The organism is Alteripontixanthobacter maritimus (assembly GCF_003340475.1).
Classification (GTDB): Bacteria; Pseudomonadota; Alphaproteobacteria; order Sphingomonadales; family Sphingomonadaceae; genus Alteripontixanthobacter; species Alteripontixanthobacter maritimus.
In genome coordinates this window covers 2114914-2139704 of sequence record NZ_QBKA01000002.1, presented here as the reverse complement: position 1 = coordinate 2139704, position 24791 = coordinate 2114914, and the positions used below count along the sequence as shown (strand labels likewise).

Annotated in this window: 28 protein-coding genes and 1 tRNA gene; 9 read left to right on the top strand and 20 right to left on the bottom strand. The window is 58.9% G+C overall.

Translation table 11 applies throughout. The features are described 5' to 3' along the window. Positions 1-18: 18 nt before the first annotated feature. Together HME9302_RS10560 and HME9302_RS10555 are read left to right on the top strand one after the other, a co-directional pair. Positions 19-750 carry a hypothetical protein gene (locus HME9302_RS10560; RefSeq protein WP_115366979.1) on the top strand — a complete coding sequence of 244 codons (732 nt, stop codon included), beginning with the start codon at positions 19-21 and terminating at the stop codon, positions 748-750. 79 nt (positions 751-829) lie between these two features. Continuing rightward, the gene (locus HME9302_RS10555; RefSeq protein ID WP_115366978.1) at positions 830-2191 is read left to right on the top strand and encodes a glutamate--tRNA ligase; all 1362 of its coding nucleotides are present in this window, start codon (positions 830-832) and stop codon (positions 2189-2191) included. Positions 2192-2261: 70 nt separating this feature from the next. Here HME9302_RS10555 and HME9302_RS13690 read toward each other — a convergent pair whose 3' ends face one another. Both HME9302_RS13690 and pyk read right to left on the bottom strand, forming a co-directional pair. Next, positions 2262-2657, bottom strand: a complete 396-nt coding sequence (locus HME9302_RS13690) for a GFA family protein (protein WP_456061806.1) — start codon at positions 2655-2657, stop codon at positions 2262-2264. A gap of 123 nt (positions 2658-2780) precedes the next feature. Next, positions 2781-4259 (bottom strand): pyruvate kinase, encoded by a 1479-nt coding sequence (gene pyk, locus HME9302_RS10545; RefSeq protein WP_115366977.1) that lies wholly within the window; start codon positions 4257-4259, stop codon positions 2781-2783. 46 nt (positions 4260-4305) lie between these two features. Between pyk and HME9302_RS10540 the strand changes: the two genes are divergently transcribed. Further along, positions 4306-4641, top strand: coding sequence for a DUF1244 domain-containing protein (locus tag HME9302_RS10540; protein WP_115367682.1), 336 nt, complete (start codon positions 4306-4308; stop codon positions 4639-4641). Between the two features lie 10 nt (positions 4642-4651). Here the strand turns inward: HME9302_RS10540 and HME9302_RS10535 are convergent, their stop codons facing one another. The 4 genes from HME9302_RS10535 to HME9302_RS10520 are packed head-to-tail and all read right to left on the bottom strand — an operon-like array spanning position 4652 to position 9051. Next, complete coding sequence (locus tag HME9302_RS10535) at positions 4652-5530, bottom strand: dienelactone hydrolase family protein (protein ID WP_115366976.1); 879 nt, start codon at positions 5528-5530, stop codon at positions 4652-4654. 48 nt (positions 5531-5578) lie between these two features. Then, a complete protein-coding gene (locus tag HME9302_RS10530) occupies positions 5579-6589 on the bottom strand; it encodes an NAD(P)H-dependent flavin oxidoreductase (RefSeq protein WP_115366975.1) in 1011 nt (336 codons plus the stop codon). A 22-nt stretch (positions 6590-6611) separates the two neighbouring features. Then, entirely contained in the window at positions 6612-7769 is a 1158-nt protein-coding gene (purT, locus tag HME9302_RS10525; RefSeq protein WP_115366974.1) for a formate-dependent phosphoribosylglycinamide formyltransferase, read from the bottom strand. Between the two features lie 10 nt (positions 7770-7779). After that, positions 7780-9051, bottom strand: coding sequence for an aspartate kinase (locus HME9302_RS10520; protein ID WP_115367681.1), 1272 nt, complete (start codon positions 9049-9051; stop codon positions 7780-7782). 75 nt (positions 9052-9126) lie between these two features. Between HME9302_RS10520 and ubiG the strand changes: the two genes are divergently transcribed. Beyond that, positions 9127-9903, top strand: coding sequence for a bifunctional 2-polyprenyl-6-hydroxyphenol methylase/3-demethylubiquinol 3-O-methyltransferase UbiG (gene ubiG, locus HME9302_RS10515; RefSeq protein ID WP_115366973.1), 777 nt, complete (start codon positions 9127-9129; stop codon positions 9901-9903). Here the strand turns inward: ubiG and HME9302_RS10510 are convergent. The 4 genes from HME9302_RS10510 to HME9302_RS10495 are packed head-to-tail and all read right to left on the bottom strand — an operon-like array spanning position 9900 to position 12571. Beyond that, positions 9900-10955: a glycerophosphodiester phosphodiesterase family protein gene (locus HME9302_RS10510; RefSeq protein WP_230079967.1), complete on the bottom strand. Its 1056-nt coding sequence runs from the start codon at positions 10953-10955 to the stop codon at positions 9900-9902. The two genes, ubiG and HME9302_RS10510, sit on opposite strands and share 4 nt — an antisense overlap. Then, positions 10949-11302: an ArsC family reductase gene (locus tag HME9302_RS10505; protein ID WP_115366972.1), complete on the bottom strand. Its 354-nt coding sequence runs from the start codon at positions 11300-11302 to the stop codon at positions 10949-10951. The genes HME9302_RS10510 and HME9302_RS10505 overlap by 7 nt, the downstream gene beginning before the upstream one ends. 46 nt (positions 11303-11348) lie before the next feature. Continuing rightward, positions 11349-11825 (bottom strand): crossover junction endodeoxyribonuclease RuvC, encoded by a 477-nt coding sequence (gene ruvC, locus HME9302_RS10500; RefSeq protein WP_115366971.1) that lies wholly within the window; start codon positions 11823-11825, stop codon positions 11349-11351. After that, the gene (locus tag HME9302_RS10495; RefSeq protein ID WP_115366970.1) at positions 11822-12571 is read right to left on the bottom strand and encodes a YebC/PmpR family DNA-binding transcriptional regulator; all 750 of its coding nucleotides are present in this window, start codon (positions 12569-12571) and stop codon (positions 11822-11824) included. Before HME9302_RS10495 ends, ruvC begins: the two co-directional genes overlap by 4 nt. Before the next feature lie 23 nt (positions 12572-12594). On the opposite strand from HME9302_RS10495, the gene HME9302_RS10490 reads away from it, so the two are divergent. Continuing rightward, positions 12595-13398, top strand: coding sequence for a CPBP family intramembrane glutamic endopeptidase (locus HME9302_RS10490; protein WP_115366969.1), 804 nt, complete (start codon positions 12595-12597; stop codon positions 13396-13398). A gap of 11 nt (positions 13399-13409) precedes the next feature. Here the strand turns inward: HME9302_RS10490 and HME9302_RS10485 are convergent, their stop codons facing one another. Together HME9302_RS10485 and HME9302_RS10480 are read right to left on the bottom strand one after the other, a co-directional pair. Continuing rightward, complete coding sequence (locus HME9302_RS10485; RefSeq protein WP_115366968.1) at positions 13410-13760, bottom strand: heavy metal-binding domain-containing protein; 351 nt, start codon at positions 13758-13760, stop codon at positions 13410-13412. Between the two features lie 35 nt (positions 13761-13795). Next, on the bottom strand, positions 13796-14032 hold the full coding sequence (locus tag HME9302_RS10480) for a DUF2312 domain-containing protein (protein WP_115366967.1): 237 nt from the start codon (positions 14030-14032) through the stop codon (positions 13796-13798). 281 nt (positions 14033-14313) lie between these two features. Between HME9302_RS10480 and HME9302_RS10475 the strand changes: the two genes are divergently transcribed. Next, positions 14314-15267 (top strand): SPFH domain-containing protein, encoded by a 954-nt coding sequence (locus tag HME9302_RS10475; RefSeq protein WP_115367679.1) that lies wholly within the window; start codon positions 14314-14316, stop codon positions 15265-15267. Beyond that, positions 15267-15812, top strand: a complete 546-nt coding sequence (locus HME9302_RS10470; protein ID WP_115366966.1) for an NfeD family protein — start codon at positions 15267-15269, stop codon at positions 15810-15812. The genes HME9302_RS10475 and HME9302_RS10470 overlap by 1 nt, the downstream gene beginning before the upstream one ends. A 75-nt stretch (positions 15813-15887) precedes the next feature. Here the strand turns inward: HME9302_RS10470 and HME9302_RS10465 are convergent, their stop codons facing one another. Further along, entirely contained in the window at positions 15888-16157 is a 270-nt protein-coding gene (locus tag HME9302_RS10465) for a hypothetical protein (protein ID WP_115366965.1), read from the bottom strand. Between the two features lie 566 nt (positions 16158-16723). Beyond that, entirely contained in the window at positions 16724-17689 is a 966-nt protein-coding gene (locus tag HME9302_RS10460; RefSeq protein WP_115366964.1) for a complex I NDUFA9 subunit family protein, read from the bottom strand. A 297-nt stretch (positions 17690-17986) separates the two neighbouring features. Between HME9302_RS10460 and HME9302_RS10455 the strand changes: the two genes are divergently transcribed. Then, positions 17987-18073, top strand: a tRNA-Leu gene (locus HME9302_RS10455). Positions 18074-18228: 155 nt separating this feature from the next. Further along, positions 18229-19659 carry a site-specific integrase gene (locus tag HME9302_RS10450; protein WP_326833166.1) on the top strand — a complete coding sequence of 477 codons (1431 nt, stop codon included), beginning with the start codon at positions 18229-18231 and terminating at the stop codon, positions 19657-19659. A gap of 524 nt (positions 19660-20183) precedes the next feature. Here HME9302_RS10450 and HME9302_RS10445 read toward each other — a convergent pair. From HME9302_RS10445 to HME9302_RS10415, 6 genes are all read right to left on the bottom strand, one after another. Next, positions 20184-20456 (bottom strand): hypothetical protein, encoded by a 273-nt coding sequence (locus tag HME9302_RS10445; protein ID WP_147270806.1) that lies wholly within the window; start codon positions 20454-20456, stop codon positions 20184-20186. Between the two features lie 85 nt (positions 20457-20541). Beyond that, on the bottom strand, positions 20542-20736 hold the full coding sequence (locus HME9302_RS10440) for a hypothetical protein (protein ID WP_115366946.1): 195 nt from the start codon (positions 20734-20736) through the stop codon (positions 20542-20544). A 94-nt stretch (positions 20737-20830) separates the two neighbouring features. Next, positions 20831-21043 (bottom strand): RNA polymerase sigma factor sigma-70 region 4 domain-containing protein, encoded by a 213-nt coding sequence (locus HME9302_RS10435; RefSeq protein ID WP_181815749.1) that lies wholly within the window; start codon positions 21041-21043, stop codon positions 20831-20833. A 2-nt stretch (positions 21044-21045) separates the two neighbouring features. After that, entirely contained in the window at positions 21046-21588 is a 543-nt protein-coding gene (locus tag HME9302_RS10430; RefSeq protein WP_115366961.1) for a recombinase family protein, read from the bottom strand. Between the two features lie 480 nt (positions 21589-22068). Beyond that, a complete protein-coding gene (locus HME9302_RS10420) occupies positions 22069-23040 on the bottom strand; it encodes a hypothetical protein (protein ID WP_115366959.1) in 972 nt (323 codons plus the stop codon). Continuing rightward, positions 23037-24458 (bottom strand): VapE domain-containing protein, encoded by a 1422-nt coding sequence (locus HME9302_RS10415; protein WP_181815748.1) that lies wholly within the window; start codon positions 24456-24458, stop codon positions 23037-23039. The genes HME9302_RS10420 and HME9302_RS10415 overlap by 4 nt, the downstream gene beginning before the upstream one ends. Between the last annotated feature and the right edge of the window lie 333 nt (positions 24459-24791).

The window sequence follows — 24791 nt, the reverse complement described above, 5'->3', positions numbered from 1 at the left end:
GGGAGGTAATGCCGACAAATGTTCCTAACTGCACGCGAATGGTTTCGAAAGCGATCGGAAGTGCATCCGAGGGGGCGCAAGCGACGCATTGCCAAGCTGTTTGTATTTGAATTCACCATCGTCGTGCTCGGCGTTCTGGCAGCTCAGATGCTTCAGAACCAAGTGGTGCAGAACACCGAAATACGACGCGGAAATACGGTGGCTTCGCAGATGGAGCAGGCTGCCCTTCACTTTGCTGCGATTGCTAATGTCGGCCAGCGTAACGAAAGTTGCTTTCGCGAACGCCTAACTCGCCTCAGTACCGTAAATCGTTTGAACGAGCGCATGTCGGTGAATGCATTAGGGCGACCAAACCTTTCGGGCGTTTACGAATTCGAATGGGGCAGTGCCGCCTTTCGCGAAGCTTCCAAGGCGCGGGGACATGTATTTACCAGCAAGGCACAGCAATTGGTCGGTGTGTTCGAAGACTACGATCGGCTGGCCGCGCAGATCGAAAATAATTGGCGAACGGTAGGATTGCTCGATCCTTCTAACGGACCCCTGAGTGTGCAGGACCGCGCCGAAATTCGTAATGCTTTGCTGGATATACAGGCCGACTGGACCATTGCGCAGCGGATATACCGAACCATCGATGGCATAGTGCAGGATTGGAAATTATCGGGCGAGAATTCTTATTTGGACCATCATCTGCCCGATCTGCAAACCTGCCAATTCACTCAGGTCGAGGCCGCGTCGCCTACCAATCGCTAGTAATCTTCGGGAACCTGAAACCTCGTAATACGGGTTTCCCGCTGTAATTCCTCCGGTGCCTTGTGTAGCGCTTCGCTTCATGACCGAACATGCTGCTGCCAATACCACTCGCTTTGCCCCGTCCCCCACAGGCCGCCTTCACGTCGGCAACATTCGCACCGCGCTGCACAACTGGATGCTGGCGCGCAAGTCAGGTGGACGTTTCCTGCTGCGGATCGACGACACCGATGCTGCGCGGAGCCGGGAGGAATATGTCGATGCGATCCGGGCCGATCTCGACTGGCTGGGCCTCTCGCCAGATGGCGAGGAACGGCAGTCGGAGCGGCTATCGTTATACGATGGCGCTTTCGAGGCGCTGAAGGAAGCGGGGCGTATCTATCCAGCCTATGAGACGGCGCAGGAACTGGAGGTAAAGCGCAAGATCCAGCTCGGCCGGGGCAAGCCACCAATTTACGACCGAGCGGCACTGGCGCTCAGTGATGCAGACCGGGGAGCGATAGAGGTGCCCGGGGTGCAGCCGCACTGGCGCTTCCTGCTCGATCATGACGAACCTATCACGTGGGACGACGGCATCCGCGGCCCGCAGAAGTTCGATGCTGCGCAACTATCCGATCCTGTCATCAGGCGCGCCGATGGGTCGTGGCTGTATATGCTGCCCAGTGCGGTGGACGATCTCGAAATGGGCATTACCGATGTGCTGCGGGGCGAGGACCATGTGTCCAACACTGCTGTGCAAATACAGATGTTTACCGCACTAATTGCTGCGCAGCATCAAGATAGCCAGATGCCGCGTTTTGCCCATGAAGCGTTGCTGGTCGGCAAGGAAGGCAAGCTTTCCAAACGGCTCGGCTCGCTCGGCTGCGATGCGTTTCGTGAGCGCGATATCGAGCCTGCCGCAATTATCGCTCTGCTGGCGCGGCTAGGCACTTCGCAACCGGTCGAACCGATCGCGGATCGTGATGCGTTGCTGGAAAGTTTCGACCTCGGCACGTTCAGCCGCGCACCGGCCAGGTTCGATGACACGGACCTCGCGCGGATCAACACCGCCATCGTCCACCAGTTCGACTACAGCGACGTTGTAGACCGTCTACCCGCCGGGATGGACGAAGCGGGCTGGCATGCGATCCGACCGAACCTGGAAACGGTATCGGACGCTGGTGAACTGTGGCGTGTCGTCACCGGCCCCATCGAACAGCCCAAGTTTTCAGACGAAGATCGCGCATTTCTCGCCCAGGCTACCGAGGCGCTGGAGTGGAGCGAGAACCCGTGGGCCACGCTGACGGCAACGTTGAAGGCCCAGACCGGCCGCAAGGGCAAAGCGCTGTTCCTGCCGCTGCGACAGGCGTTGACTGGGATGAATCACGGCCCGGACATGAGCGAACTGCTGCCGCTGATTGGGAAGCAGGAAGCGCGAGGTCGCTTGCAGCGCGCTGCTTCTTAGATATCTGCTATTGGATGGAGGGCAGACAGACGGCTATCAGCTCGCGCATTACCGAAAATGGATATTGGACTCACCCTTTCGACGGGTGCTCCTCAAACTGCTTTGCGCCATCACAAATTTCGTACCAAGCGGGTTTCTCTGAGACAAACTCATGGAACCGATTGCGTACGACGGGGTCATCGTCGAACGCATTCGCTGCAATGGGAAAGCTGGGCTGATCAGACACAATCTCACCTAAGGCGGTCCCACAAATGCTGCAAAAGCAACGAGTGAAACTATAAGGGGGGTCGGGTTCATAGCGCATAACTAGGTCGCGCCCTTCGACCCATCGTAGGTCTTCGGCCTTTACAAAAACGAAAGTGCTGGCGCCAACCTTGCGGCACCGCGAGCAATGGCATGTCGCCATCATCGAAGGAGGGCTTGCGAGTTCGAACCGAATAGCGCCGCAGCAACAACTTCCCCTCATGTCCTAATCTCCTGTACCTTGCAGAACATTAAAAGAACATTTGGCGGATACGACGTCAAGTATCACGGTGATTTCGCGTCAATGTAGCCGTCAGCACCTAAGTCGGAGGCCGACGTAAGTCCACTATCCCCCATGCTTATCCAGCTCATCACCAGCCACCGTCACCACGTGCAGCAGGTTGGTGCTCCCCGGCGTTCCGAACGGTACGCCTGCCAGCGCGATCAGCTTGGTGCCGCCTTCGGCAAAGCCGTGGCGTAGGGCCATGCGTTTGCCCTTGCCGATCATTTCTTCGAAGCTGCCGATATCCTTGGTCATGACCGGCGCTGCACCCCATAGCAGGGCGACGCGGCGGGCGGTGCGTTCGGACGGGGTCAGAACCAGCATCGGAACGCTCGGGCGTTCGCGGGCGACGCGCCGTGCGGTGCTGCCCGATCCGGTAAACACCGTGATGGCGGCGATCGGCACCGTGTCGGCGATCGTCATGCAGGCATGGCTCAACGCGTCGGCGGTGGTGGGATCAGGCGGCGTATCGAGGAAGCGCACGCGCGGTAGATAGGCGTCGTCGCGCTCCACCTGCCGCGCAATACGGTGCATGATTGTGACGGCTTCCACCGGCCAGTCGCCTGCTGCCGTTTCCGCACTCAACATGACCGCGTCGGCACCGTCATAGACGGCGTTGGCGACATCGCTAACCTCTGCGCGGGTCGGCGTGGGGCTTTCGATCATCGATTCCAGCATCTGCGTGGCGACGATGACCGGCTTGCCCGCCGCGCGGGTGACGTTGACGATATGCTTTTGCAGCGGCGGCACCTCTTCGGGATCGAGCTCCACGCCGAGATCGCCGCGCGCGACCATGATACCGTCCGATGCTTCCAGGATTTCGCCCAGCCGCCGCACTGCCATCGGCTTTTCGATCTTGGCACAAAGCGCGCCGTAATCGCCCATCAGGCGGCGTGCTTCGGCAAGATCTTCGGGCCGCTGCACGAAACTCAATCCGATCCAGTCCGCCTTCTGTTCGACCGCGAAAGCGAGATCCTTGCGGTCCTTCTCTGTAAGGGCGGGTATGGGGATTTCGGCATCTGGCACATTCACGCCCTTGCGGTCCGAGATGACCCCGCCGACTTCCGCCGAACACAGGATTTCATCCTCATCCGCGCGGATCACGCGCAGGCGAATCTTGCCGTCGTTGATCAGCAGGCGTTGCCCCTTTTCGAGCAGGCCGAACAATTCGGGATGCGGCAACTGGACGCGGGTTTCGTCGCCCGGTTCATCCTTCCGGTCGAGCGTAAAATGTCCGCTGTGACGGATGACCGCCTTTCCATCCTTGAACTTGCCGACGCGCAGCTTGGGGCCCTGAAGGTCGCAGAAAATGGCGATGGGCCGCCGAAATTCGCTTTCCAGCGCGCGGATATTGGCGATGGTTTCGGCGTGAATGGTGTGTTCGCCGTGGCTCATATTGACGCGGAACGCATCGACACCCGCCTTGAACAGCTGGCGCAGGACTTCGGGATCGCTGGTCGCCGGGCCGGTGGTGGCCAGGATCTTGGTCTTGCGACCTCTCGGATCGAGATGCTGGCTTCGCTGCGTATCGTTTTTCGTCATGGGTTCAGCTATGCGCGTTTGCGATCACAAAACAAGGATGCCTGCCATGACTACGAATGCGAACACCGAGGACAATACCGGGGCTGCGCAGGCGTTGACCGATCTTCCGGATGATGTGGCGGCGGCTGCCTTTCGCCGGCTGGTCCGGCATTTGCAGCATCGCCACGATGCGCAGAATATCGACCTGATGGGTCTGTCTGGCTTCTGCCGCAACTGCCTGGCCGACTGGATCGTCGAGGCGGGATATGACGGTGACAAGGCCGCTGCGCGCGAATTGATCTACGGCATGCCGCAGGACGAGTGGAAGGCTACCCGCCAAAGCCCTGCAACCGAAGAGCAGCTCGAACGGATGCAGGCGAGCGTGACGAAGAACGCGGGCTAAGCGGCGCGGGTCAAAGCGCGGCGGAATATAGCGCCAGCATCCGGCTCCACGCACGTTCCGCCGCCGGTTTGTCGTAAGCGGGCGAGTCCAGCACGGTCCAGCCATGATCGCCTGCATAGACTTCGACTTCGGCGGTGACGCCGTCCATTGCCGCTACCTGTTTCAGCGTGGCAGTGGATTCCGGGTCTTTCGCATCGTCGTTTTTGGCGATGGCAATAAGGTAGGCCGCATCGCCGCTCTGCATCAGAGTGTGCGGGCTGTCCTCGTCATCTCGCACCATGCCGCCGCCGTGGAAAGATGCGGCGGCCTTGATCCGGCCCGGCACCGCGCTGGCGCTGTAGACGGTGAAGCTGCCGCCCATGCAGTAGCCCTGCGTACCGATCCCGCTGGACGTATCGACCGCGTCCTGCCGGTCCAGCCATCGGACAAGCGATGTTGCGTCGCGCATGATTGCGCTTGATGACAATTTGTCGCGCCACGGACCGACCTTGTCGAACCCGCCACCGGACCGAAAGGCAGCAAAATCGGCGAACTGGTCCTTCGGCACGTCCCGGTAATAGGGGTTGGCGACCAGCACGGCGTAACCTTCTCCCGCCAGCCTGCGCGCCATCATGCGGAACGCGTTCCGCAGGCTGGCGATATCGGGCCAGATGATGATTGCGGGATGGTCGCCCGAAGCGGGGTAAACGAAGAAGGCATCCATCGTGCCATCCTCGGTTGCAATGCTGACCGCGCTTTCGGACAGGCCGGCTGATTTGGTTTTGTTGCTGCCCGCCATGGGGGCGCAGGCAGCCAGTGTACCGGCAGCCGCGGTTGCTCCGGCAAGGCCGAACTGGCGCCGTGACAGGGTTTTGGCCGAAGCCGCCGGGAAGCTATCTTGATCGCACATGAAATTGCTCTCCTCGTTCAATTCGATACGCAGCGCTTTGGCAACAGGTTACCGCCGCGCCAGCGCTGCCTCGCACTCGCCCATCAGGCCGGCCATGATATCGGCTACCGGCTCTTCTGCCTTGACCATCCCGACCGACTGGCCTGCCATCAGGCTGCCATTTTCCACATCGCCATCGATCACGGCTCGGCGCAAGGCGCCTGCCCAATAGTGTTCGACCTGCAATTGCGCTTCCGCCATGGCGACTTCCTCGCGGTCGAGAGAGCCTGCGATTTCGCGCTGCTTGTCGGTGAATTCCTGCGTTCCGTTGTTTTTCAGGGCGCGTACCGGGATAACCGGCAGCCGCGCATCGACCTGCACGCTGGCCACCGCATCGCGGGCATTGGCGCGGAAAAATGCCTTCTTGAAGTTTTCATGCGCGATGCTTTCTGTCGCGCAGGCAAAGCGCGTGCCCAGTTGCACGCCGACCGCACCCATTTCCAGGTAGCCCGCAATCGCCTCGCCCCGGCCGATGCCGCCCGCCACGAAGACGAGATGATCCTCGGCCAGAACGGGCAGAAACTCCTGTGCCAGCACGCTGGTGGAAACTGGGCCGATATGACCGCCCGCCTCCATCCCTTCGATCACCAACGCATCGCCGCCAGACCGCAGCAGCTTCTTGGCCAGCGCCAGCGTAGGCGCGAACACGATGACCTTGGCGCCGAAATCCTTGATGGCTTCCACGCTGCCCTTGGGCGGAATCCCGCCTGCCAGCACGACATGGGTCACCTCATGCTTCGCGCAGATAGCAATCAGGTCGTTGAGGTCGGGGTGCATGGTGATGAGGTTCACGCCGAAGGGTTTGTCCGTGCGCGCCTTCGTCTCGGTAATTTCCGTGTCGAGCAAGTCGGGTGTCATGGCCCCGCAAGCTATCACGCCGAAGCCGCCTGCGTTGCTGATGGCGGACACCAGATTGCGTTCCGACACCCAGCTCATCGCGCCGCATAAAATGGCGTGTTCGGTGCCGAGGAAGTCACGTCCGCGCTGCATCAGCGCATGGGTTTTGTCGTAGCTGTTCATGCCCCCGGCCTTAGGCGGCGGCTCAGCGGTAGGCAATGCGAACCGCGCTGGCGGCGTCGGCAGCCATGCGGCGCGCCTCGCCTGTGGAACCCGCGCTGGCGAGTGCCACGCCCATGCGCCTGTAAGGCCGCGTGGCAGGTTTGCCGAACAGCCTGATATCCGCGCCTTCCGCCATGGCCTGCGCCAACCCATCGAAAGCAAATTCTGTGCTGTCGCGGTCGGCCAGGATAACCGCGCTGGCGCTGGGCCGGGCGCGGATTGCGTCAGGCACCGGCAGGCCGAGGATGGCGCGGGCGTGCAGATCGAATTCGGACAAGTTCTGGCTGACCAGCGTGACCATCCCGGTGTCGTGCGGACGCGGGCTGAGCTCGGAGAAGATGATTTCATCGCCTTTCACGAAGAATTCCACACCGAACAATCCGTGTCCGCCCAGTTCATCCACCACGCGCCGCGCCATGTCCTGCGCGCTTGCCAAGGCAGCATCCGTCATGGCAGCCGGTTGCCAGCTTTCGCGGTAATCACCGCGTTCCTGCCGGTGGCCGATAGGCGGGCAGAAGCTGACGCCGCCCGCGTGGCGCACGGTGAGCAGCGTGATTTCATAGTCGAACTCGATAAATTGTTCGACGATAACGCGCTGCCGGTCGCCGCGCATGTTTTCGGCGGCGTACGTCCAGGCAGCGTCCAGCTCGCCATCGCCCCGCACGGTGGATTGGCCCTTCCCGCTGGAGGACATCACGGGTTTAATAACGCAGGGCAGGCCGATATAGGCCACCGCCTCGCGCACCTCATCCAGGCTTTCGGCATAGCCGTAGCGCGAGGTAACAAGGCCCAGCGTGTCCGACGCGAGATCGCGAATGCCATCGCGGTTCATGGTCAGCTGCGCGGCGCGCGCGGTCGGCACCACGGTAAAGCCTTCCGCTTCCAGTTCGGCTAGCACCTCGGTGCGGATCGCTTCCACTTCGGGCACGATGAGATCCGGCTGGTGTTTCAAAGCGGCAGCGCGCAGGGCATCGGCGTCCAGCATGGAAAACACTTCGCGCGCATCGGCCATCTGCATGGCCGGGGCGTCATCATAGGCATCGCAGGTCACGACCCGGCACCCGAGGCGCTTGGCGGAGATCACGAACTCGCGCCCCAGCTCGCCGGAACCGAGCAGCAGGATGGTGGCGGTATGACTCATTGCCCTACGCTCAGCTTTCCGCATCCAGCCCGTAAGCCGTGTGGAGTATGCGCACGGCAAGCTCCGTCTCGTCCTCGTCAATCAGCACGCTGACCTTGATCTCGCTGGTAGTGATAGCCTGGATATTGATCCCGCGATCGGCAAGTGATTTGAACATGGTGCTGGCGACGCCCGCGTGGCTTTTCATGCCGACACCCACCACGCTGATCTTGGCGATGTTACTGTCCGTAATGACGCGCCCGAAACCGATGGCTTCCCGCCGATCCTCCAGCAGCGCCTGTGCGCGGGCGAGGTCAGCTTGCGGCACTGTGAAAGTGACGTCGGTCTCCCCTTTGTCGCGGCCCACATTCTGGATGATCATGTCCACATTGATGCTGGCGCCTGCCAGCGGTTCGAAAATCTCCGCCACCGAACCTGGCCGGTCGGGCACGCGGGTGAGGATGATCTTCGCTTCGTTCTTGTCGTGCGCGATACCGGTTACAAGCTGGCGCTCCATATCGTGTTCCTTGGCTAAGGCGTCCATTTCGGTGTCCGACACGATCAGCGTGCCTGGTAGGTCGTCAGCGGAAACGGCGCTTTCGTCGGTAAAGCTGGACAACACCTGCACCCGTACGCCGGCCTTCATGGCCAGACTGACGGAGCGGGTTTGCAACACTTTCGCGCCCACGGATGCAAGTTCCAGCATTTCCTCATATGTCACCGCCTTCAGCTTGCGCGCCTTGGCAACGATACGGGGGTCGGTCGTGTAAACGCCGTCCACATCGGTATAGATATCGCACCGGTCCGCGCCGATGGCGGCGGCAACGGCAACGGCGGAAGTGTCCGACCCGCCGCGCCCCATGGTGGTGATGCGGCCATCATCCGAAAGCCCCTGAAATCCGGGAATGACGGCGACTGCACCGCTTTCCATCGAGGCGATCAGTCTATCTGCATCGATCGTGCCGACACGTGCCTTGGCGTGCGCCTCCAGCGTGCGGATCGGCATCTGCCAGCCGAGCCAGCTGCGCGCCGGGGTGCCGAGCGATTGCAGCGTCATTGCCAGAAGGCCGGCCGTAACCTGCTCTCCGCTGGCCACGACCACGTCGTATTCCGCCGGATCGTACAGCGCGTGCGCCTCTCGTGCGAAGTTCACCAGCCGGTCCGTTTCGCCGGCCATGGCGGAAACTACGACCGCCACTTCATTACCGCCTGCCTGCTGCTTGCGCACGATCTGGGCCACGCGCCGGATGCGTTCCGTGCCGGCCATGGACGTGCCGCCGAATTTCATCACGATACGGGCCACGATGCGGCGTTTCCCCCTGCTATCCCCCGCCTGCATCTGCTGGCGCGGTTCGGTGGTCGCTGTTACGGTGCAGGCATGACCGATGCAACCATTCCCGCCGCCCCCGTGCAGCCTTCCGTCCCGCCACCCGGACCCGTGACCATCCGCGCTGGTGAAGCCGCGCATTTCGGCCGGTTGGCGGCAGAATGGTGGGACCCGGAGGGGTCGTCCGCGATGCTGCACCGGCTGAATCCCGTGCGGCTCAAATTTCTTCGCGATGCGATAGATATGCATTGGGCCGGCGATATCGAGACGCGCAGGCCGCTGGCAGGCAGGACGGTACTGGATGTCGGCTGCGGCGCGGGGTTGCTGGCAGAGCCGCTGGCGCGGCTGGGCGGCAAAGTGACTGGTATCGATGCGGCGCCCGAAAACGCGAAAGTCGCGGCGCTCCACGCAGAAGGATCGGGGCTGGATATACGGTACATGGCGGGCGAGCTGGGTGCGCTCGATCTAGGCACATTCGATCTCATCACCTGTATGGAAGTGCTGGAACACGTCGCGGACAAACCCGCTTTCATCTCGCAGCTGGCGTTGCGGCTCAAGCCCGACGGCTTACTCGTCCTGTCGACACCCAACCGCACCACGCGCTCCCGCATCCTGATGGTCGAGGGGGCTGAGGCTATCGGTATGATCCCACGCGGCACACACCACTGGGAGGATTTCGTGACGCCGGACGAACTCGACGATTTGCTTTCTGATGCAGGGCTGGTGCGCGGTCAGCAGCAAGGTGTGGCATTCTCACCCACTAAGGGCCTGCATCTGTCGGACGATCTCTCGCTCGACTATATCGTTACGGCGCGAGTTCCGGCTTAAGGGGCGGCCATAACTGCACATAGCAGGTTTTCCGTGCGCGTTCTCGCCGGATCGTCGGTGAATATGCCGTCTGCTCCAGCCTTGCGCAGAGCGTCAAAAACATACTCCACACAGCCGGCAGTCGCATTCAAATTGCTCAACTTGGCAAAAGGCGGGAGGAAAGCATTCTCTTTCCGCACGGTCCAGACATGAACGAGCAATCCGGCCTCCTGCGCGGCAGCCACCAATCCGGTGGCCGCGCCGCTTTCGTCGAGCACCATCGGGATGGAAACGCCAATCCCATCGGCATATTGCGCGATTTCGGCCAGTCCACTTGGCGTGACCATCTCGGCGTAGCGCATGGCGGGTTCATCCGCAGGACCGCCTTCGGGTTCCAGCAATTGCACCAGTTTTACGTCACTCATCGCATCAAGGCGTTTGAGCGGGGCGACTTCGAAGCTTTGCACGAAGACCGGCGCGTCGGCGCTGTCCAGATCATGCTTGCGAAGCGCTGCGATCAGCAGGTCCACCCCGTCCAACTGTTCGCGCAGCAGGAATGTATAGTGCTTCAATTCCGGATACAGCCCGATGCGGCGACCGGTCTCGGCTTCCTTCGCACGAACGAGCATCACGATCTCGTCGAACGTCGGCACCTGGTACAGGCCATCATATCGCGCATTGGCCGGACGGATGCCGGGAATGCGTTCGCGGGCGCGCAGAGTGCGAATTTCGGCCAGCGTGAAATCTTCCGCAAACCACCCATTCGCCAATTGACCGTCGATCGTCTTCGACCGTCGACGATCGACGAATTCGTCTCGCGCAGCCACGTCGGTGGTGGCGGACAATTCGGTGTCGTGGCGCGCGATCAGATGCAGGTCGCTGGTGATGACCAGGTCGGGCTCGATATAATCTGCGCCCTGATCGATGGCGAGTTCATACGCGGCCAGCGTGTGTTCCGGCCGATCTCCGCTGGCCCCGCGATGCGCGATGACGAGCGGGCCATCCGCGGCGAATGCGGCGGCAGGCGCGGTGCAGATCAGCATGGCCAGCAGCAGGCAGATCCATTTCAGCACAGCCAGTTTTCCCAGTCGCTCTGATCGAAGCCAACCAGAACGCGGTCGCCATCCTCGGTTTCAGCCACCGGGCGTTTGATCATGCTGGGGTGTTCGCGCATCAGCCGCAGCGCCTTGTCGCGGTCCATATCCGCCTTGTCCGCATCGTCCAGCTTGCGATACGTCGTGCCGCGGCGGTTCAGCAGGCATTCCCAGCCCGACCGGTCGGCCCAGCGTTCCAGATTATCGGCATCCACGCCATCCTTCTTGTAATCGTGGAAGGTGTATTGCAGCCCTTCTGCATCCAGCCATTTGCGGGTTTTCTTCACCGTATCGCAATTAGGAATGCCATAGATATGCAGCGTCATCGATTGCGCTCCGACTGTTGAAAGGTTTGACTTGGCATATAGCGCATTAACGGGGGCGTCCTGCCAGATGCGCATCCGCAATCGCGACCGCCAGCGCGTCGGCCGCATCGGCGCCGGCAATCTTCGCGCCCGGCAGCAGCACGGCGAGCATGGCCTGGACCTGGGTCTTGTCGGCGGCCCCGGTGCCGACCACCGCTTTCTTCACCAAGCGCGCGGCATGTTCGTTCACGGTGAGACCGGCTGCACCGCAGGCCGCCAGCACCGCCCCGCGCGCTTGCGCCAGTTTGAGCGTGGATTGCGGGTTCTTGTTGACGAAGATTTCTTCCGCCGCCGCGCGGGCTGGGGCGTGTTCCGCGATCACGGCCGCGAGCCCCGACTGCAGCTTCGCCAACCGCTGCGCCATCGGCATTTTTGGTGGGGTCGGCAGCTGGCCATTGGCGATATGCGTGATCCGGCTCCCCTCGACGCGGATTACGCCCCAGCCGGTACAGCTGAGCGATGGGTCGAGGCCGAGCACGATCACTCCGCGTCGAGCTTTTCCATGACCTCGTCGGAAATTTCGTAATTGCCCCACACGGTCTGCACGTCGTCATCATCGTCGAGCGCGTCGATCAGGCGCAGCAGGACCCCGGCATCCTTCTCGTCCATATCGACGGTCAGGTTCGGCTTCCATGCCAGCTTGACTTCCTTCGCCTCGCCCAGCGATTTTTCCAGGTCGCTCGACACTTGGTGCAGATCTTCGGCAGCGGTCCAGATTTCATGACCGTCTTCGGTGGAGGCGATGTCTTCCGCGCCCGCTTCCATAGCGGCTTCCAGCACCTTGTCTTCGCTACCGGCGTCCGGACCGTATTCGATATAGCCCAGCCGTTCGAACCCGTGTGCCACGCTGCCTTCGGTGCCGAGGTTCCCGCCATGCTTGGAAAAGGCGGTGCGCACGGCAGTGGCAGTGCGGTTGCGGTTGTCGGTCAGCGCCTCGACGATAATCGCGCTGCCGCCTGGGCCATAGCCTTCGTAGCGCAGCTCTTCGTAATTCTCGTCATCGCCGGCGGTCGCCTTGTCGATGGCGCGCTGGATGTTGTCCTTTGGCATGGACTGCCCCTTGGCCGTGTTGACCGCGAGCCGCAGGCGCGGGTTCATGTCCACATCGGGCGTGCCCATCTTCGCCGCCACGGTTATTTCGCGGCTCAGTTTGGAAAACAGGTTTGAACGCTTCTTGTCCTGCGCACCCTTGCGATGCATGATGTTCTTGAACTTGGAATGGCCTGCCATGGGGTCGTTTCGCACCAGCTAGAATGATTGATCGGATAGGGGCGCATAGCCGGATGGACATACAGGCCACAAGCCCGGACGCGGATGCGCTGCGTGACGATACGCCCCAGAACCGGAACGCCATGGCGCAGGCACCGCAATGGCCGGCGTTCAGACGCTTCGTGGCCGAGCCTTTCCTGCCGGAACAAGCGAGCGGCATCACGCGGCCCGCCATAAACGCCACGGTGCGGCTGTTTGGCATCGATATCGCCTTCATGGCGGTGCTGATCGGGATTGCGATGCTGGCGATGGCGGCCGGTTTCGAAGCACCGGTGAACGTGATGGACGACATGAAAATCACCGCCGGCATAGTGTTCGCCATCGTGGTTTTTGCGCCGGTGGTGGAGGAGCTGGTTTTCAGAAGCTGGCTGTCGGGCCGCCGGGCGCATGTGTTCGTGCCGCTGGTGCTAGGGCTGGCCATCGGCGGGGGGGTGGGCGCGAACCTTTTGGGTGCTTCGCTATTGATCGTGATTGCCTCCGCCATCGGCGGGCTGAGCATAGCGGTATGGCTGCTAATCCAGTTTCCCAGTGGTGGACCGATGCCCTGGTTCCGCGCAGGCTTTCGCTGGATCTATTACGCCAGCGCGGCGCTGTTTGCCTGCGTGCACTTGCTAAATTACGAAGGCAGCGATCCGGTGCTGCTGCTGTTCGTGCTGCCGCAATTCGTGGCCGGCCTGATCTTCGGCTTTGCGCGGGTGCAATACGGCCTCTGGTCGAGCATTGCGCTGCACGTGGTGCATAACGCATTGTTTATCACCATCGCGTTGCTGGGCGAGGGTGCAGCATAGCTTGCGGTGGTCTAGATCGACACGGCCGTGCCGCTGACGCTGACCATCAGCATGGAGCCATTCTGGCCCAGCACTTCGTAATCGATATCCACCCCGACAACGGCATTGCCGCCCAGCGCGCGGGCCTGTTCCTCCAGCTCCTCGAACGCTTCGCGGCGCGCACGGCCGAGCACCTTTTCATATTGGCCCGAACGCCCGCCGACGATGTCGGTGATGCTGGCAAACAGATCGCGGAACAGGTTTGCGCCAACGATGACCTCACCCGTCACGATCCCGTGATAGGTCTTGGCCGGGCGGCCTTCGACAGCATTGGTGGTGGTGATGACGAAGCCGGTTTTGGCAGTGTCCCAAGGGCTTGGCATAATAGGGTTCCTCGTTCTTGTCCCGCGTGGTGGAGCTATTCCAGACCGAGCGCCGATTTGTAAGTATCCAGCACCATTTCCATTTCGCTGCGATCGTCAGGCTTCATTTTGCGCAGGCGCACGATCTGGCGCATGATCTTGGGATCGTAACCGACCGCCTTCGCCTCGGCATAGACGTCGCGGATATCGTCGGCGATACCCTTCTTCTCCTCTTCCAGCCGCTCGATACGTTCGATCAGCAGGCGCAGGCGGTCGTCGGTGGCTTCGGCCATGGTTCGGGCTCCGGTTCATTGAGAAGATACAGGTGGCGAGAGAATCGCCTGTCGAGCGCGCTGATAGCGTTTGGCGGGATGCCGGGGAAGGGCGTGCGGCGCCAGCATGGCAGCTTTGCCACAACCGGCTGGCGGCCCCGGCTATGCATCCCGGTTTTGCATCCCGGTTTTGCTTTGCGGCCCGCACCAGCTAGTCTATCCTGCAAAGATTGAATCGTAGGGGAAATAGCGTGGAATTCTTCCTGATCGGACTGCTGGCCTTGCTGGTAATCTTCCTGCTGATGGGCGTGCGGGTGGTGAAGCAGGGTTATGTCTACACTGTCGAACGGCTGGGCAAATACACGCTGGCAGCCGAACCTGGCCTGCATCTCATTATCCCGTTCATCGACCGCGTGGGTCAAAAAGTGAACGTGATGGAGCAGGTGCTCGACATTCCAGGGCAGGAAATTATCACCAAGGACAACGCCATGGTCGGCGTGGATGCGGTAGTGTTCTTCCAAGTGCTCGATGCGGGCAAGGCGGCGTATGAGGTGTCGAACCTCTACAACGCCATCATGGCGATCACGACCACCAATCTGCGCACCGTCATGGGCAGCATGGATCTCGATGAAACCCTGTCCAAGCGTGACGAGATCAACGCGCGGCTACTAGGAGTGGTGGACCATGCCACCTCGCCATGGGGCGTGAAAATCACCCGCGTGGAGATCAAGGATATCCGCCCGCCGGTCGACATTTCAGAAGCCATGGCCCGCCAGATGAAAGCCGAACGTCTGAAGCGAGCCGAAATTCTGGAAGCGGAAGGCGACCGTGCTTCCAACATCCTGCGCGCTGAAGGCGACAAGCAGTCCGCCATCCTGAAAGCGGAAGGCAAGCGCGAGGCCGCCTATCGCGACGCCGAGGCCCGCGAACGGGCGGCAGAGGCCGAGGCCAAGGCCACCCAGATGGTGTCCGATGCCATTGCGTCTTCCGGTAGCCAGGCGATCAACTATTTCATCGCGCAGGAATATACCAAGGCGGTGGGCAAGTTTGCCGACAGCCCCAATGCCAAGACCATCCTGTTCCCGATCGAGGCGACGCAGCTGGTCGGATCGCTGGGTGGCATCGGCGAATTGCTGCGCGGGGTGGTAACGGGCGAGGGCGATGTCTCCGTACCGGGTTCCGGGCCGGCCCGAAGCGGACAATCGCTCCGCACGGATCGTAGCTACACCACCGTGCCGCGGACGGATAACACTTGATGGATGGGCTGGGCGGGTTCGAGGCGCATTGGGTCTGGGCCACGCTTGGCCTGATCCTGGCTGCGCTCGAAATCATGGTGCCGGGCGTGTATCTGATCTGGCTCGCTGTCGCTGCGCTGGCAACCGGCCTGCTGACTTATCTGTTCGACCTGTCGCTCGCCATGCAGGTGATCGATTTCGTATCGCTGGCATTGATCGCGGCGTTTTCCGCCAAGCGGTTCCTGCGCGACAAGCCGATCATCGGCGCCGACCCCAAACTGAACCAGCCCGGCCTGCGGCTGGCCGGCGAGACTGCGATTGTGACACAGCCGTTCGAAAGCGATCATGGCCGGGTGAAGGTGGGTGACAGCGAATGGCTTGCGCGCCTGCCTGCGGGTAGCAAGGATATTGCGCTGGGAGAACGCGTGCGGATTACCGGCAGCGATGGATCTTCGTTGCTGGTCGAACCGATGCCGCTATTGGCAGGCGAGGAAGGCCAGACCATCGAGGGCCGTGTGTCGCCCGCGGGGTCCACATCCAGTCCGGGCGGTAGTTCCGGCGGCTGAGGTCGCACATACGCACCAACGGCTCCCAAAAAGCTCTTACCGAACAGAAGGGCGGCCGGACCTTAGCAATTACCGTCAGACGATCGTCTTTATCAGCTGGACTACACGCACACGCCGATCTTTGGAGTCAGTGACGGCCGAGATAATATCTTTTTCCTTCAGGCGTTCGAACGCCAGATAAAATCCACGGTAGGAGGATTTCGATGCGAGCATCAATTCCTTCACCCGCGTGGGACCATTTTCATGAAGGTAGAGAATAATTTTCCCATCGGTCGTGAGTAGTTCGACACCGAACTGTCCGAAAGATTCAAGAAAATTTCCGACTTCGATCGACGTACTAATCACCTGCTCCCAAGACTGATTATTGAAAATCGAAGCTACTAAACCAACCGCTACCAAGGCGCGTTACATGATGAAGTAGCTTGGCGAAAGCAAATGAAGTGTCACGGATAGCATGTATTTAATACATATATCTAATGTATTTTTCGGATTTAATTTTCAGAAAGCTAAGTTTTAGCAAAAGAAACTAATTGGCGGCATTTGTCAATATTTGTAGCTAGTAAATAGTTCCACAGAGTATATCTCATATGCGTCGATTTCGTACAGCCTCCCTTAATATAGGGGCGCGGCTAGATGCTAATTAAATTGACCGGTTTGGCGTGCATTGATCATCCTGCGAGGCACAGGCTATCCCAGTCCAGGTGGGTTCTCGCCTGATCGACAGCCTCGCCGGAGTTGTGTCGCGGTTCTGCCTGCGCAAACAGTTCTCTTACCCAAAGCTAGACGTGGGAGGTCTGGACCTAGTTCGGCAATTTATCTGCCGCTTTGCGCAAGGGCGCCAAACAACGGCGGTGCACCAGACTGACTGACAGGGCAACACCGCGACCGCGCGGTGTCTCCTGTCCGATCGCTCAGACTGGCTCGTACTGTTTTCCGGTGAACCGTCCGCGCTTCTGATAGCGTGTCATCCAGCGATCGAGGAACAGGCCCAGCGGGCGCGGCGTGATACCCAGCTTTTCGATCCCGGAGAATTCGCCGCTCACCACATTGCCCTGTCTCAACATTGTCCATTGATCGGTATCCATCGGCGTGCCGGGCAGGGCGGCGAACATGCCGCTCACCGTATCTGGCATCTCGATGAAGGCGCGCTTGCGGCCCTGCGCATCGGCGATCCGCCGGTTGATCTCAAGCATGGTCAGCTTTTCGGGGCCGCCCAACTCATAGGTCTTACCGCCGTACTTGCCAGGTGCGCCTAGCGCGTTCGCCACTGCTTCTGCCAGATCATCAACATATAACAGCTGCAACTCGGCATCCGGAGCAAATACCGGCAGCACCGGAAAATTGCGGATCAGCCCGCCGAACATATTGAGGAAATTATCGTCCTCACCAAAAATGATGGAAGGCCGAAGGATAGTGGCCGCAGGAAATTGCTGCCGGACCAGCTTTTCGCCCAGCGCCTTGGCCCGCGAATATTCCGCTTCGCTATCGGCATTGGCGGCAATCGCACTTATTTGCACGAAGGCGCTGGTACCGGTTTCGGTCGCGGCGCGTGCCATGACACCTGCCGCCTCGCCCATCAATTGCATCAGATCGCCGTCGAAGCTCCCGATGAGGTTCACCACCGTGTCGGCCCCGTCGATGGTACGGACGATACTTTGTTCGTTGGTCGCGTCGCAGCGCACGAATTGCAGCTGGCCAAGGTTGGCGAGTGGCTTCAGCTTGAAGGCCTGCTCGGGATGGCGCGCCGCAATCCGCAACCGGGCGCCGCGTTCCAGCAGCGCCTGCGCCACATGGGTTCCGACAAAGCCGCTGCCCCCCATGAGCACGACCAGCTTGCCATCCAGATTCTTGCCGCCTTGCAGCTTGTTGACCGCCATCGTTCCTGTTCCTGCCGTATATCTGCCTGCGCGCCTACCGCGCCATACCGAACGTGCCGCCCAACTGTGGGCCGTAGCGCACGCAGTATGCCATCATGCCCGCGCTATGTCCCCAATCATTACGAGCCCGCAACCGTTCCCGTTCGACAAGCGGCTTGCGTTACTAGCGGCTACCTCTCGCAAACCCGCATCGGCTCCCCAAACATGCACCCTTTTCGCGTTGACAGTCCGGGCCCCCTGCCGCTATCGGCCCGCACCTACCCGCAGCCCGGCCAAAGACGACCGCGCTGCTCCGGTGCCCAGATGGCGGAATTGGTAGACGCGCTAGCTTCAGGTGCTAGTATTCGCAAGGATGTGGAGGTTCGAGTCCTCTTCTGGGCACCATTTGTTCTCAACAGTCTGAAACCCTTAAGAAATCGTCATCTAGACGGTCGCACACCAGCGTTTGCTACGACCAACTGCTACGAGATTCTTCCCAACCATACCCTGAAACGTCGCAGAAACTCTCGGGTTCTGGGAAGCGTGATTGCTACGATCAGTTGCTACGAGATTTGCCGAAAGGTGTATCCGTTCGGGGTCGTCAATATTGCTACCGCCACATGGTTCCGCTCGACGCGCAGCCGCTGATCGGTCGGAAAGAAATCTGGCGATCATTACGAACAGACAGCGTCCAGATCGCGCTTCGACGGTTGCCAATGATCGTCGGGGCGATCGAAGCGGATATTGAGCAGGCGAGAAAAGTGGCGGGGAGGGAGGTGGATCCAAACCTTCTTCCAACCGTCCACACCCCGTCCCAAGACGATTTAATTGAAGGGTCTGCGACTGTCTCCGATGGTCTGAGGCCGATTGACCTGAACGATTGCCGACTGTTGACCCTTGGCGATGCGTATGCCCGCTATATTAATGATCCTACCAAGGCGTGGTCGCCAAGCACCCGCGAAGCATACGAAACATGCCGTCGAACGATTACCAGCATTGTCGGTAACAATGTGTTGATGTCCGACCTTGCGCGCACGCACTGTCGCGATCTTCTCGAAGTTCTGCGGTTCCTGCCAACCAACGCCACGAAACGGTTTCCGAACCTTACACACCGTCAAGCTTCGGATCGAGCGAAGAAGATCGGGGATGACGCTGTCATCAGCGCAGCAAACGCAAACAGCCTTATGTCGAATTTTTCCAGCTTTCTGAATTGGGCGGTGAATGAAGAACTTATGCAGCGTAATCCTCTGCGTGGACTTCGTCTTCCTGATCCTGTCGCAAGGCGAGATAAACGGCGTCCGTTCGATAGGATGCAGCTTCAACAAATTTTCAATGCACCCTTATTTTGCGGCTGTGTGGATGGGGAGAGGGGCTACAACAAAGTGGGCATGGAACGTCCACGGAATGCACGGTTCTGGGTGCCGCTTATCGCACTTCATTCAGGCGCGCGGCTCGGGGAGATTACCCAGCTTGATGTGTCGGACATCCGTTTTGATGATGGCATACATCATATCGCAATTACGGTAGGCTCGATGGTGGGAAGCGGTGATAAAGTATTGAAGACGAGATCGAGCGAACGCCGCATTCCGTTGCATCCAACCTTGATTGCCCTTGGACTTCCGCAGTTCGCGCAAATGAAGAAACGGACAGGGGCTATCAAACTGTTCGACGATATCGAAGCTGGATCGACTGAATCCAGAGCCACGGCATTCAGCAAGTGGTTCACACAGTTTCTTCGCGCGAGCGGAGCAAGACAGCAACGCACAAGCTTCCATAGTTTTCGTCACAACTTCCGCGATGAACTGCGTGCAGCCGACATAAATCACGACATCGCAATGCTGCTGGGAGGTTGGGCAACTGGTGGGACTGGCAGACAAGGAGTATCCGATAACTACGGTAGCGGCTTTAAGCTCGAAGCGCTGCACGAAGCAATTTCGAAGCTTGCTTTTAAAGAGATCAATCTTTCCCATCTGGCGCAGGACGCCAGATAGCAATCACGCTTCCCAGAACCCGAGAGTTTCTGCGACGTTTCAGGGTATGGTTGGGAAGAATCTCGTAGCAGTTGGTCGTAGCAAACGCTGGTTTGCGACCGTCTAGATGACGATTTCTTAAGGGTTTCAGACTGTTGAGAACAAATGGTGCCCAGAAGAGGAGCGATCAGGTGGTCGGTGTTCGAGTCCTCGTTTTTGGTGGTAATTTGTTCGGCGTTTTCAGTGTTGGCGGGTTCGAGTCCCAGAAGAGGACCTGCATCTCTCGCACCGTTCCTCAGAGCCTGCCCCAACGCTTCCTTCACGCCCCGCGAGCGTGTTTCAAGGCTGGTCAGGACGGTATTGATCCACTGCTGGTCATCGCCCGCCAAAACACTCGTTACTGCCTGTGACGGCTCTTCCATGCCTGTTTCAACGATGGGGCCACAGCGGGGCTCCAGCGATCTATCTGACGCTGCTTCCACGATTGGCGGCGATACGGTCTTCTTCATCATCGCTCGATGGTCGGCCAGTTCATCGGCGGAAGGTCAAGAGTTCGGTGGATGGTTGGGCGCTGGTGTTTCGTTGTTGATTGCTGCTCGAAGGATGCGCGCCTCTTTGGCGGGGTGCAACAGATCGAGCCATTGTGGCGATTGCTGGCCGAAGGTCTGAGCATATCGCTTGCGCAGAGCCTGGCGCGCAAGGCCCGTTCCCCATGTCGCTTTATGGGTAATCGTCTGACCATCGTCGGCGCATCGTCGGACGGTAATCGTGCCAGTGCTGTCAGGTTGGGCGAGGATGGCGGCGACTGTTTTGTCCAATGGTCGATCGTTTTTGGTTTCTATTTCAGCCTCCTGTTTGCTGGGATACGGCGACATCACCAACGAAGATTATGCTGATCGCTCGTTACGAGTAGCGGCCAAAGCCAGGTTTGAACGCCTTGGCTATCTTGCCACGCGCAGTTCGTGATTGATGGTTGCGCCGTTTTTTCTTCGTGGGCGTTGTGGGATGGGGCCAGTCGGGCCAGGTTCCGTCCGCAGCAAGTTCTTTGGTCGTGCGGTGTTGTGCCAGCTTGTCGCTGGTGAGGTTTTTGTAAGTCATGCACCAGCATACCGTAGAGGCCGATCGGATTGCATTATTCATCTGCAGGTTCTCGATCGCATGCTGGATGTAGCGGTGATCAGAAGGTTAACCGTCAACCATCAGGGATCATCGGATCGCCATCGTTCCAGACCAGCGGCGGGATGCACGGACTGCGGATCGGCACGTCATCTCGCTTCAGTATTTGGCTGATCCGTGTGGCGCTCAAGCCGAACGCGCGAGCGATGTCAGCTTGGGAATATCCGATCTCGTAAGCACGGCAGATGTTGGCATCACGATCCGTCTTTGTAGGATGGCCGCCAAGCACTTCTACGCTGCCAATGCCCGATAGACGCTCGCACGTCCGATCGATAGTTCACGGGCGATCTGTGAGGCTCCATGACCTTGCTCATGAAGCTTTTTCACCCTTGAAGGATCGATGCTGGGTGGACGGCCTTTATAGACGCCGCGCTCTTTGGCTTTGGCGATCCCTTCCATTTGACGTTCGCGGCGGATGTCGTTTTCGAAGGCGGCTACCGCACCCAGAACAGCGAGCATCAGCCTACCAGTTGACGTGTCGGTATCGACGCTAGATTGGTTGATGCACTTGAACGCAACGCCTTTGCTGTCCAGGTTCTCAATGATTTGATGAAGGTCGCCAACACTTCGCGCCAGACGGTCCAGCCTCGTCACCACCAGCGTGTCGCCATCACGGACGAAATCGATGGCGTTTTGCAGTTGCACCCGATCCTTCGCCGACCGTCCGCTCATCTTCTCTGCGAAGACCTTGTCGCATCCTGCTTCCGCCAAGGCTTCGTTCTGAATGTCGAGCGACTGCCCCGCGCTGCTCACTCGCGCATATCCAACCAGCATTCGCGTCTCCTGTCTCACATGGGTCTAGGGTCACAGTTCTGATTGTCTCAGAAAAGAACCTCCTACCCTATGTAGACGGAATCACCCGCGGTTTGAGACGCCTCGCCAGGGCTTAGCCTAGTCAGACTCACTTACAGCAAAATTCGGGGGACCTTTAGCTATCTCAATCCCGCATTTTACGCTGTCTATGATTGCTTCACACAAATATATGACGGCCTCAGATTCGCAAGTTATGGATTTGATCTGACCATCAAATAGGAGGATGGAGAATTTGAATGGACTGGCTTCGATCTCATATCCTTTATAAAAGTCAGTTGGGTCAGTCCGAATCAGAACTTGCATTAGCTTTATCAGTTCAGCTTCCCTTCTTGCGGCTGAATCATTTTCGTGGATGATATGATCCATCGGCGCGTCGGTTTCACCGGATTGAGATTGGTTTAACATTTCATACTCCATTGTTTTCTTGGTTAATTTTGGGGATTAGGTCAGTTTTTCCTTCGCCGTATCCATCATTCGTTGGACGTAAGCGCCGTCGTAGTCGTCCGCCCGCCCGGCAGCGGCGACTCGCTGAAGAACTTGATCGACAAAGACTGCTTCATCGCGAAGTAGAGTCGGTGTGGTTCGGATATACGCGTAGGCCGCGTTGCGTGCGGCGGCATGAATATGACCGTCCTCACCTATCGCAGCGATCATCGCGCTCAGGTTATTGGGTGAGCAGCCGGTGCCACTGCATGGAGGGCGGACCGGTGGCACCCATGGGTCCAGCTCCACCTCTTCAAACATGCCGATCCGCACACCTGTGCGGTGAATGGTCAGAGGATCGGCTGCGCCTTCCTTGAACACTGGCGCGGCAGTGTAATGCAATTGATTTGGAACGAACGGCGCAGGATCGATTACACCGTCAGACCAGTCGCCTTGCAATGTCCGGCGATGAAGGTCCTCGCAGGTTCTGGGCCGAGCGAGCCAAAAAAAGAGATGCCCCGAGGCGAAATCGAATTTCCCGTCCAGAAATGCCTTGCTAGACCATTGATACACGTAACTTGCATCACGAAACGGCTCAGGCAATTCGTCGGTCAGGATGTCCAAAATTTGGTCAGTATCTTCGAGAAATGGAGGGAGTGGATATTTGTCGATATCGAACATGACCCAGCGCAATCCCTCCGCTACCGGTTCGATGGTTGCGGATTCACCTGCCCGAGCGCGCAAGCGGCGAAACTGGTTGGGTCCTTCGATGATCGCTCGCCCGCGAACCAAAGCCATATCGCGCTGGCTCGATAAAAATTGAATGAGGTCAGACAACTCATCGAAGCTGCCGATATAAATATTGAGCAAATCGTATTTGGCGACATTAGGAAACGGTTTGATTTCGGTAGGCGAAATGATTTTCGTTAGCGCGGGGCGATACGTGCCATAGCGTCCTTTCACCTCGCTCGATCGAACAAGACAGGTCATGCCGCCTTCCTCCAAAGGTCGGATACATTCCATCGGACCCCAACCCCATGTCGGACCTTTTCGATGCCCCATGAGCTCTCGTGCTCGGTAATGCGGCGCAGTTCAGCCGAAAAAGTCGAAGCCGTTCGTGACTGATAATCCAGACCCTGCACCGCGCTCTCACGATAGTCGCGGAATTGCTCGAACAGTCGCTGTGTCGAATACGTCCCGCCGGCGAGCGCATGGCGGCGATTCTGCAGCCAGTCGAGCACCGGCCCTGCCACGGCTGACATAGACTGGTATTCCTGCAGTTCAGGCATCAATTGCGCGATCGGATCTACATCGCCCGGTTGGACAGCAGCCCACATTTTATTGAATTTGAAATGTTTGATAGCTGCGTGCTCGACATCGGGCCGGAAGAGCAATTCCGCAAAGCGACGGTTGCCAGTTTCATCGCGGATAATCTCGTCGAGCCGATGGTTTGACGCACCAATCAGCACGGCGCGATTCTTGATCTGCACCGTATGATTTGACCGCATGGGACGGCGATCAAGAGAGGCAGCCGTGATGACGTGTTTTATCGTTTCGATATCCGCCCGTTTGGATTTTGCCATTTCATCGAGCACGATCACTCGGTGCTTCCATAAATCGAGATTACGTCCATCGCTGATCTGTTCGAAATCTGACCAAGCGGAAAATTCTGCTAATGGCGCGAGCAGCTTCTCTAATAGATAGGTTTTACCGCAGCCCTGTGGTCCATGCAGGACGAGCATCAGATGGTTCGTCACATCTTGCCCCGCCAGCTTCCTCCGGACCTGATGAACAAATTTTTTGAGGATGGCAGCGACCATCTTGTGATCACACTTTGTCGTTTCGCTGAAATACGTCCGGGCGAAGTGATTGAAATCAAATTTCTGTCGAACCGCGAACTGCTCAGCAGCCTCCTTCACTCGTTCTGAACGTGAACTTTCAAACCATTCAGTAGCGCAGTCATCAATTCCTGAACGCTCCGACGGAGAGAACCCTGCCTCGCGCGATGCGATACGAAGCTGCCGCTGAACATTTGGAAGAACGTGCGTGTTTCCGTTGATGACGATCTCGCCCTTGAACGAAACCTGCGCCGCCAATTTGCGCAGGCGGCCATATACGAAACCGTAGGGAGTTGTTGGGTCCTCGCCATCTATGGTCTCGATGATTGACGCGAGTGCTTCTGCCTGTTCCCGATGTTTCGCCGCCGCACGCCGGGCCTTCTCTATTGCGTTGCGTGTAATCACCTTCGATTGGGTCAACCGGCTCAGATAATAGTCGGTCTCAGCAGCAAGTTCTTGGCCCCACTCGATGTCCTTCAACACATCGACGCAGTCGAGGCCTTTTGCAGCCCGGTCCGTGTAGTAATTTAGCTGCGCGCCCAACTTGGCGGCATATTCTTCTCTATTCATCGCAGTGCCTTTCAATTTGCTTCTACCGGACCGGGCAGAGGCAAATTGAAAGGAGGCGAACATGTCAGTCTCATTAAAATCTAACCAAACAGCGCCCGGTCCGGCGACGTTATGATCTGATCGTAAAGAGGCGCGAATCGAAAAGTCTATATTAAAATTCAGGCTTTCTAAATTTTAAAATAAGGTTTTATATTCAGTTATTTAGCGTGACCGGTAGCCCGCGCGAAATAGAGTTCACCGCATATCAAGGAGCGCGACGCTGCGAGCTTCCGCTGGGCAATTTTAAAGGGCGATATCCCGTCGCTGCTCTGGTGAGCGCATCGTTCGCGAAGT

What these genes read in the sequence shown, in the direction of transcription:
- HME9302_RS10560 (WP_115366979.1), top strand. Translation starts at nt 19, where the DNA reads ATGTTCCTAACTGCACGCGAATGGTTTCGAAAGCGATCGGAAGTGCAT.
- HME9302_RS10555 (WP_115366978.1), top strand. Translation starts at nt 830, where the DNA reads ATGACCGAACATGCTGCTGCCAATACCACTCGCTTTGCCCCGTCCCCC.
- HME9302_RS13690 (WP_456061806.1), bottom strand. Translation starts at nt 2,657, where the DNA reads ATGAGGGGAAGTTGTTGCTGCGGCGCTATTCGGTTCGAACTCGCAAGC.
- pyk (WP_115366977.1), bottom strand. Translation starts at nt 4,259, where the DNA reads ATGACGAAAAACGATACGCAGCGAAGCCAGCATCTCGATCCGAGAGGT.
- HME9302_RS10540 (WP_115367682.1), top strand. Translation starts at nt 4,306, where the DNA reads ATGACTACGAATGCGAACACCGAGGACAATACCGGGGCTGCGCAGGCG.
- HME9302_RS10535 (WP_115366976.1), bottom strand. Translation starts at nt 5,530, where the DNA reads ATGTGCGATCAAGATAGCTTCCCGGCGGCTTCGGCCAAAACCCTGTCA.
- HME9302_RS10530 (WP_115366975.1), bottom strand. Translation starts at nt 6,589, where the DNA reads ATGAACAGCTACGACAAAACCCATGCGCTGATGCAGCGCGGACGTGAC.
- purT (WP_115366974.1), bottom strand. Translation starts at nt 7,769, where the DNA reads ATGAGTCATACCGCCACCATCCTGCTGCTCGGTTCCGGCGAGCTGGGG.
- ubiG (WP_115366973.1), top strand. Translation starts at nt 9,127, where the DNA reads ATGACCGATGCAACCATTCCCGCCGCCCCCGTGCAGCCTTCCGTCCCG.
- HME9302_RS10505 (WP_115366972.1), bottom strand. Translation starts at nt 11,302, where the DNA reads ATGACGCTGCATATCTATGGCATTCCTAATTGCGATACGGTGAAGAAA.
- HME9302_RS10495 (WP_115366970.1), bottom strand. Translation starts at nt 12,571, where the DNA reads ATGGCAGGCCATTCCAAGTTCAAGAACATCATGCATCGCAAGGGTGCG.
- HME9302_RS10490 (WP_115366969.1), top strand. Translation starts at nt 12,595, where the DNA reads ATGATTGATCGGATAGGGGCGCATAGCCGGATGGACATACAGGCCACA.
- HME9302_RS10485 (WP_115366968.1), bottom strand. Translation starts at nt 13,760, where the DNA reads ATGCCAAGCCCTTGGGACACTGCCAAAACCGGCTTCGTCATCACCACC.
- HME9302_RS10480 (WP_115366967.1), bottom strand. Translation starts at nt 14,032, where the DNA reads ATGGCCGAAGCCACCGACGACCGCCTGCGCCTGCTGATCGAACGTATC.
- HME9302_RS10475 (WP_115367679.1), top strand. Translation starts at nt 14,314, where the DNA reads ATGGGCGTGCGGGTGGTGAAGCAGGGTTATGTCTACACTGTCGAACGG.
- HME9302_RS10470 (WP_115366966.1), top strand. Translation starts at nt 15,267, where the DNA reads ATGGATGGGCTGGGCGGGTTCGAGGCGCATTGGGTCTGGGCCACGCTT.
- HME9302_RS10460 (WP_115366964.1), bottom strand. Translation starts at nt 17,689, where the DNA reads ATGGCGGTCAACAAGCTGCAAGGCGGCAAGAATCTGGATGGCAAGCTG.
- HME9302_RS10440 (WP_115366946.1), bottom strand. Translation starts at nt 20,736, where the DNA reads ATGACTTACAAAAACCTCACCAGCGACAAGCTGGCACAACACCGCACG.
- HME9302_RS10430 (WP_115366961.1), bottom strand. Translation starts at nt 21,588, where the DNA reads ATGCTGGTTGGATATGCGCGAGTGAGCAGCGCGGGGCAGTCGCTCGAC.
- HME9302_RS10420 (WP_115366959.1), bottom strand. Translation starts at nt 23,040, where the DNA reads ATGACCTGTCTTGTTCGATCGAGCGAGGTGAAAGGACGCTATGGCACG.
- HME9302_RS10415 (WP_181815748.1), bottom strand. Translation starts at nt 24,458, where the DNA reads ATGAATAGAGAAGAATATGCCGCCAAGTTGGGCGCGCAGCTAAATTAC.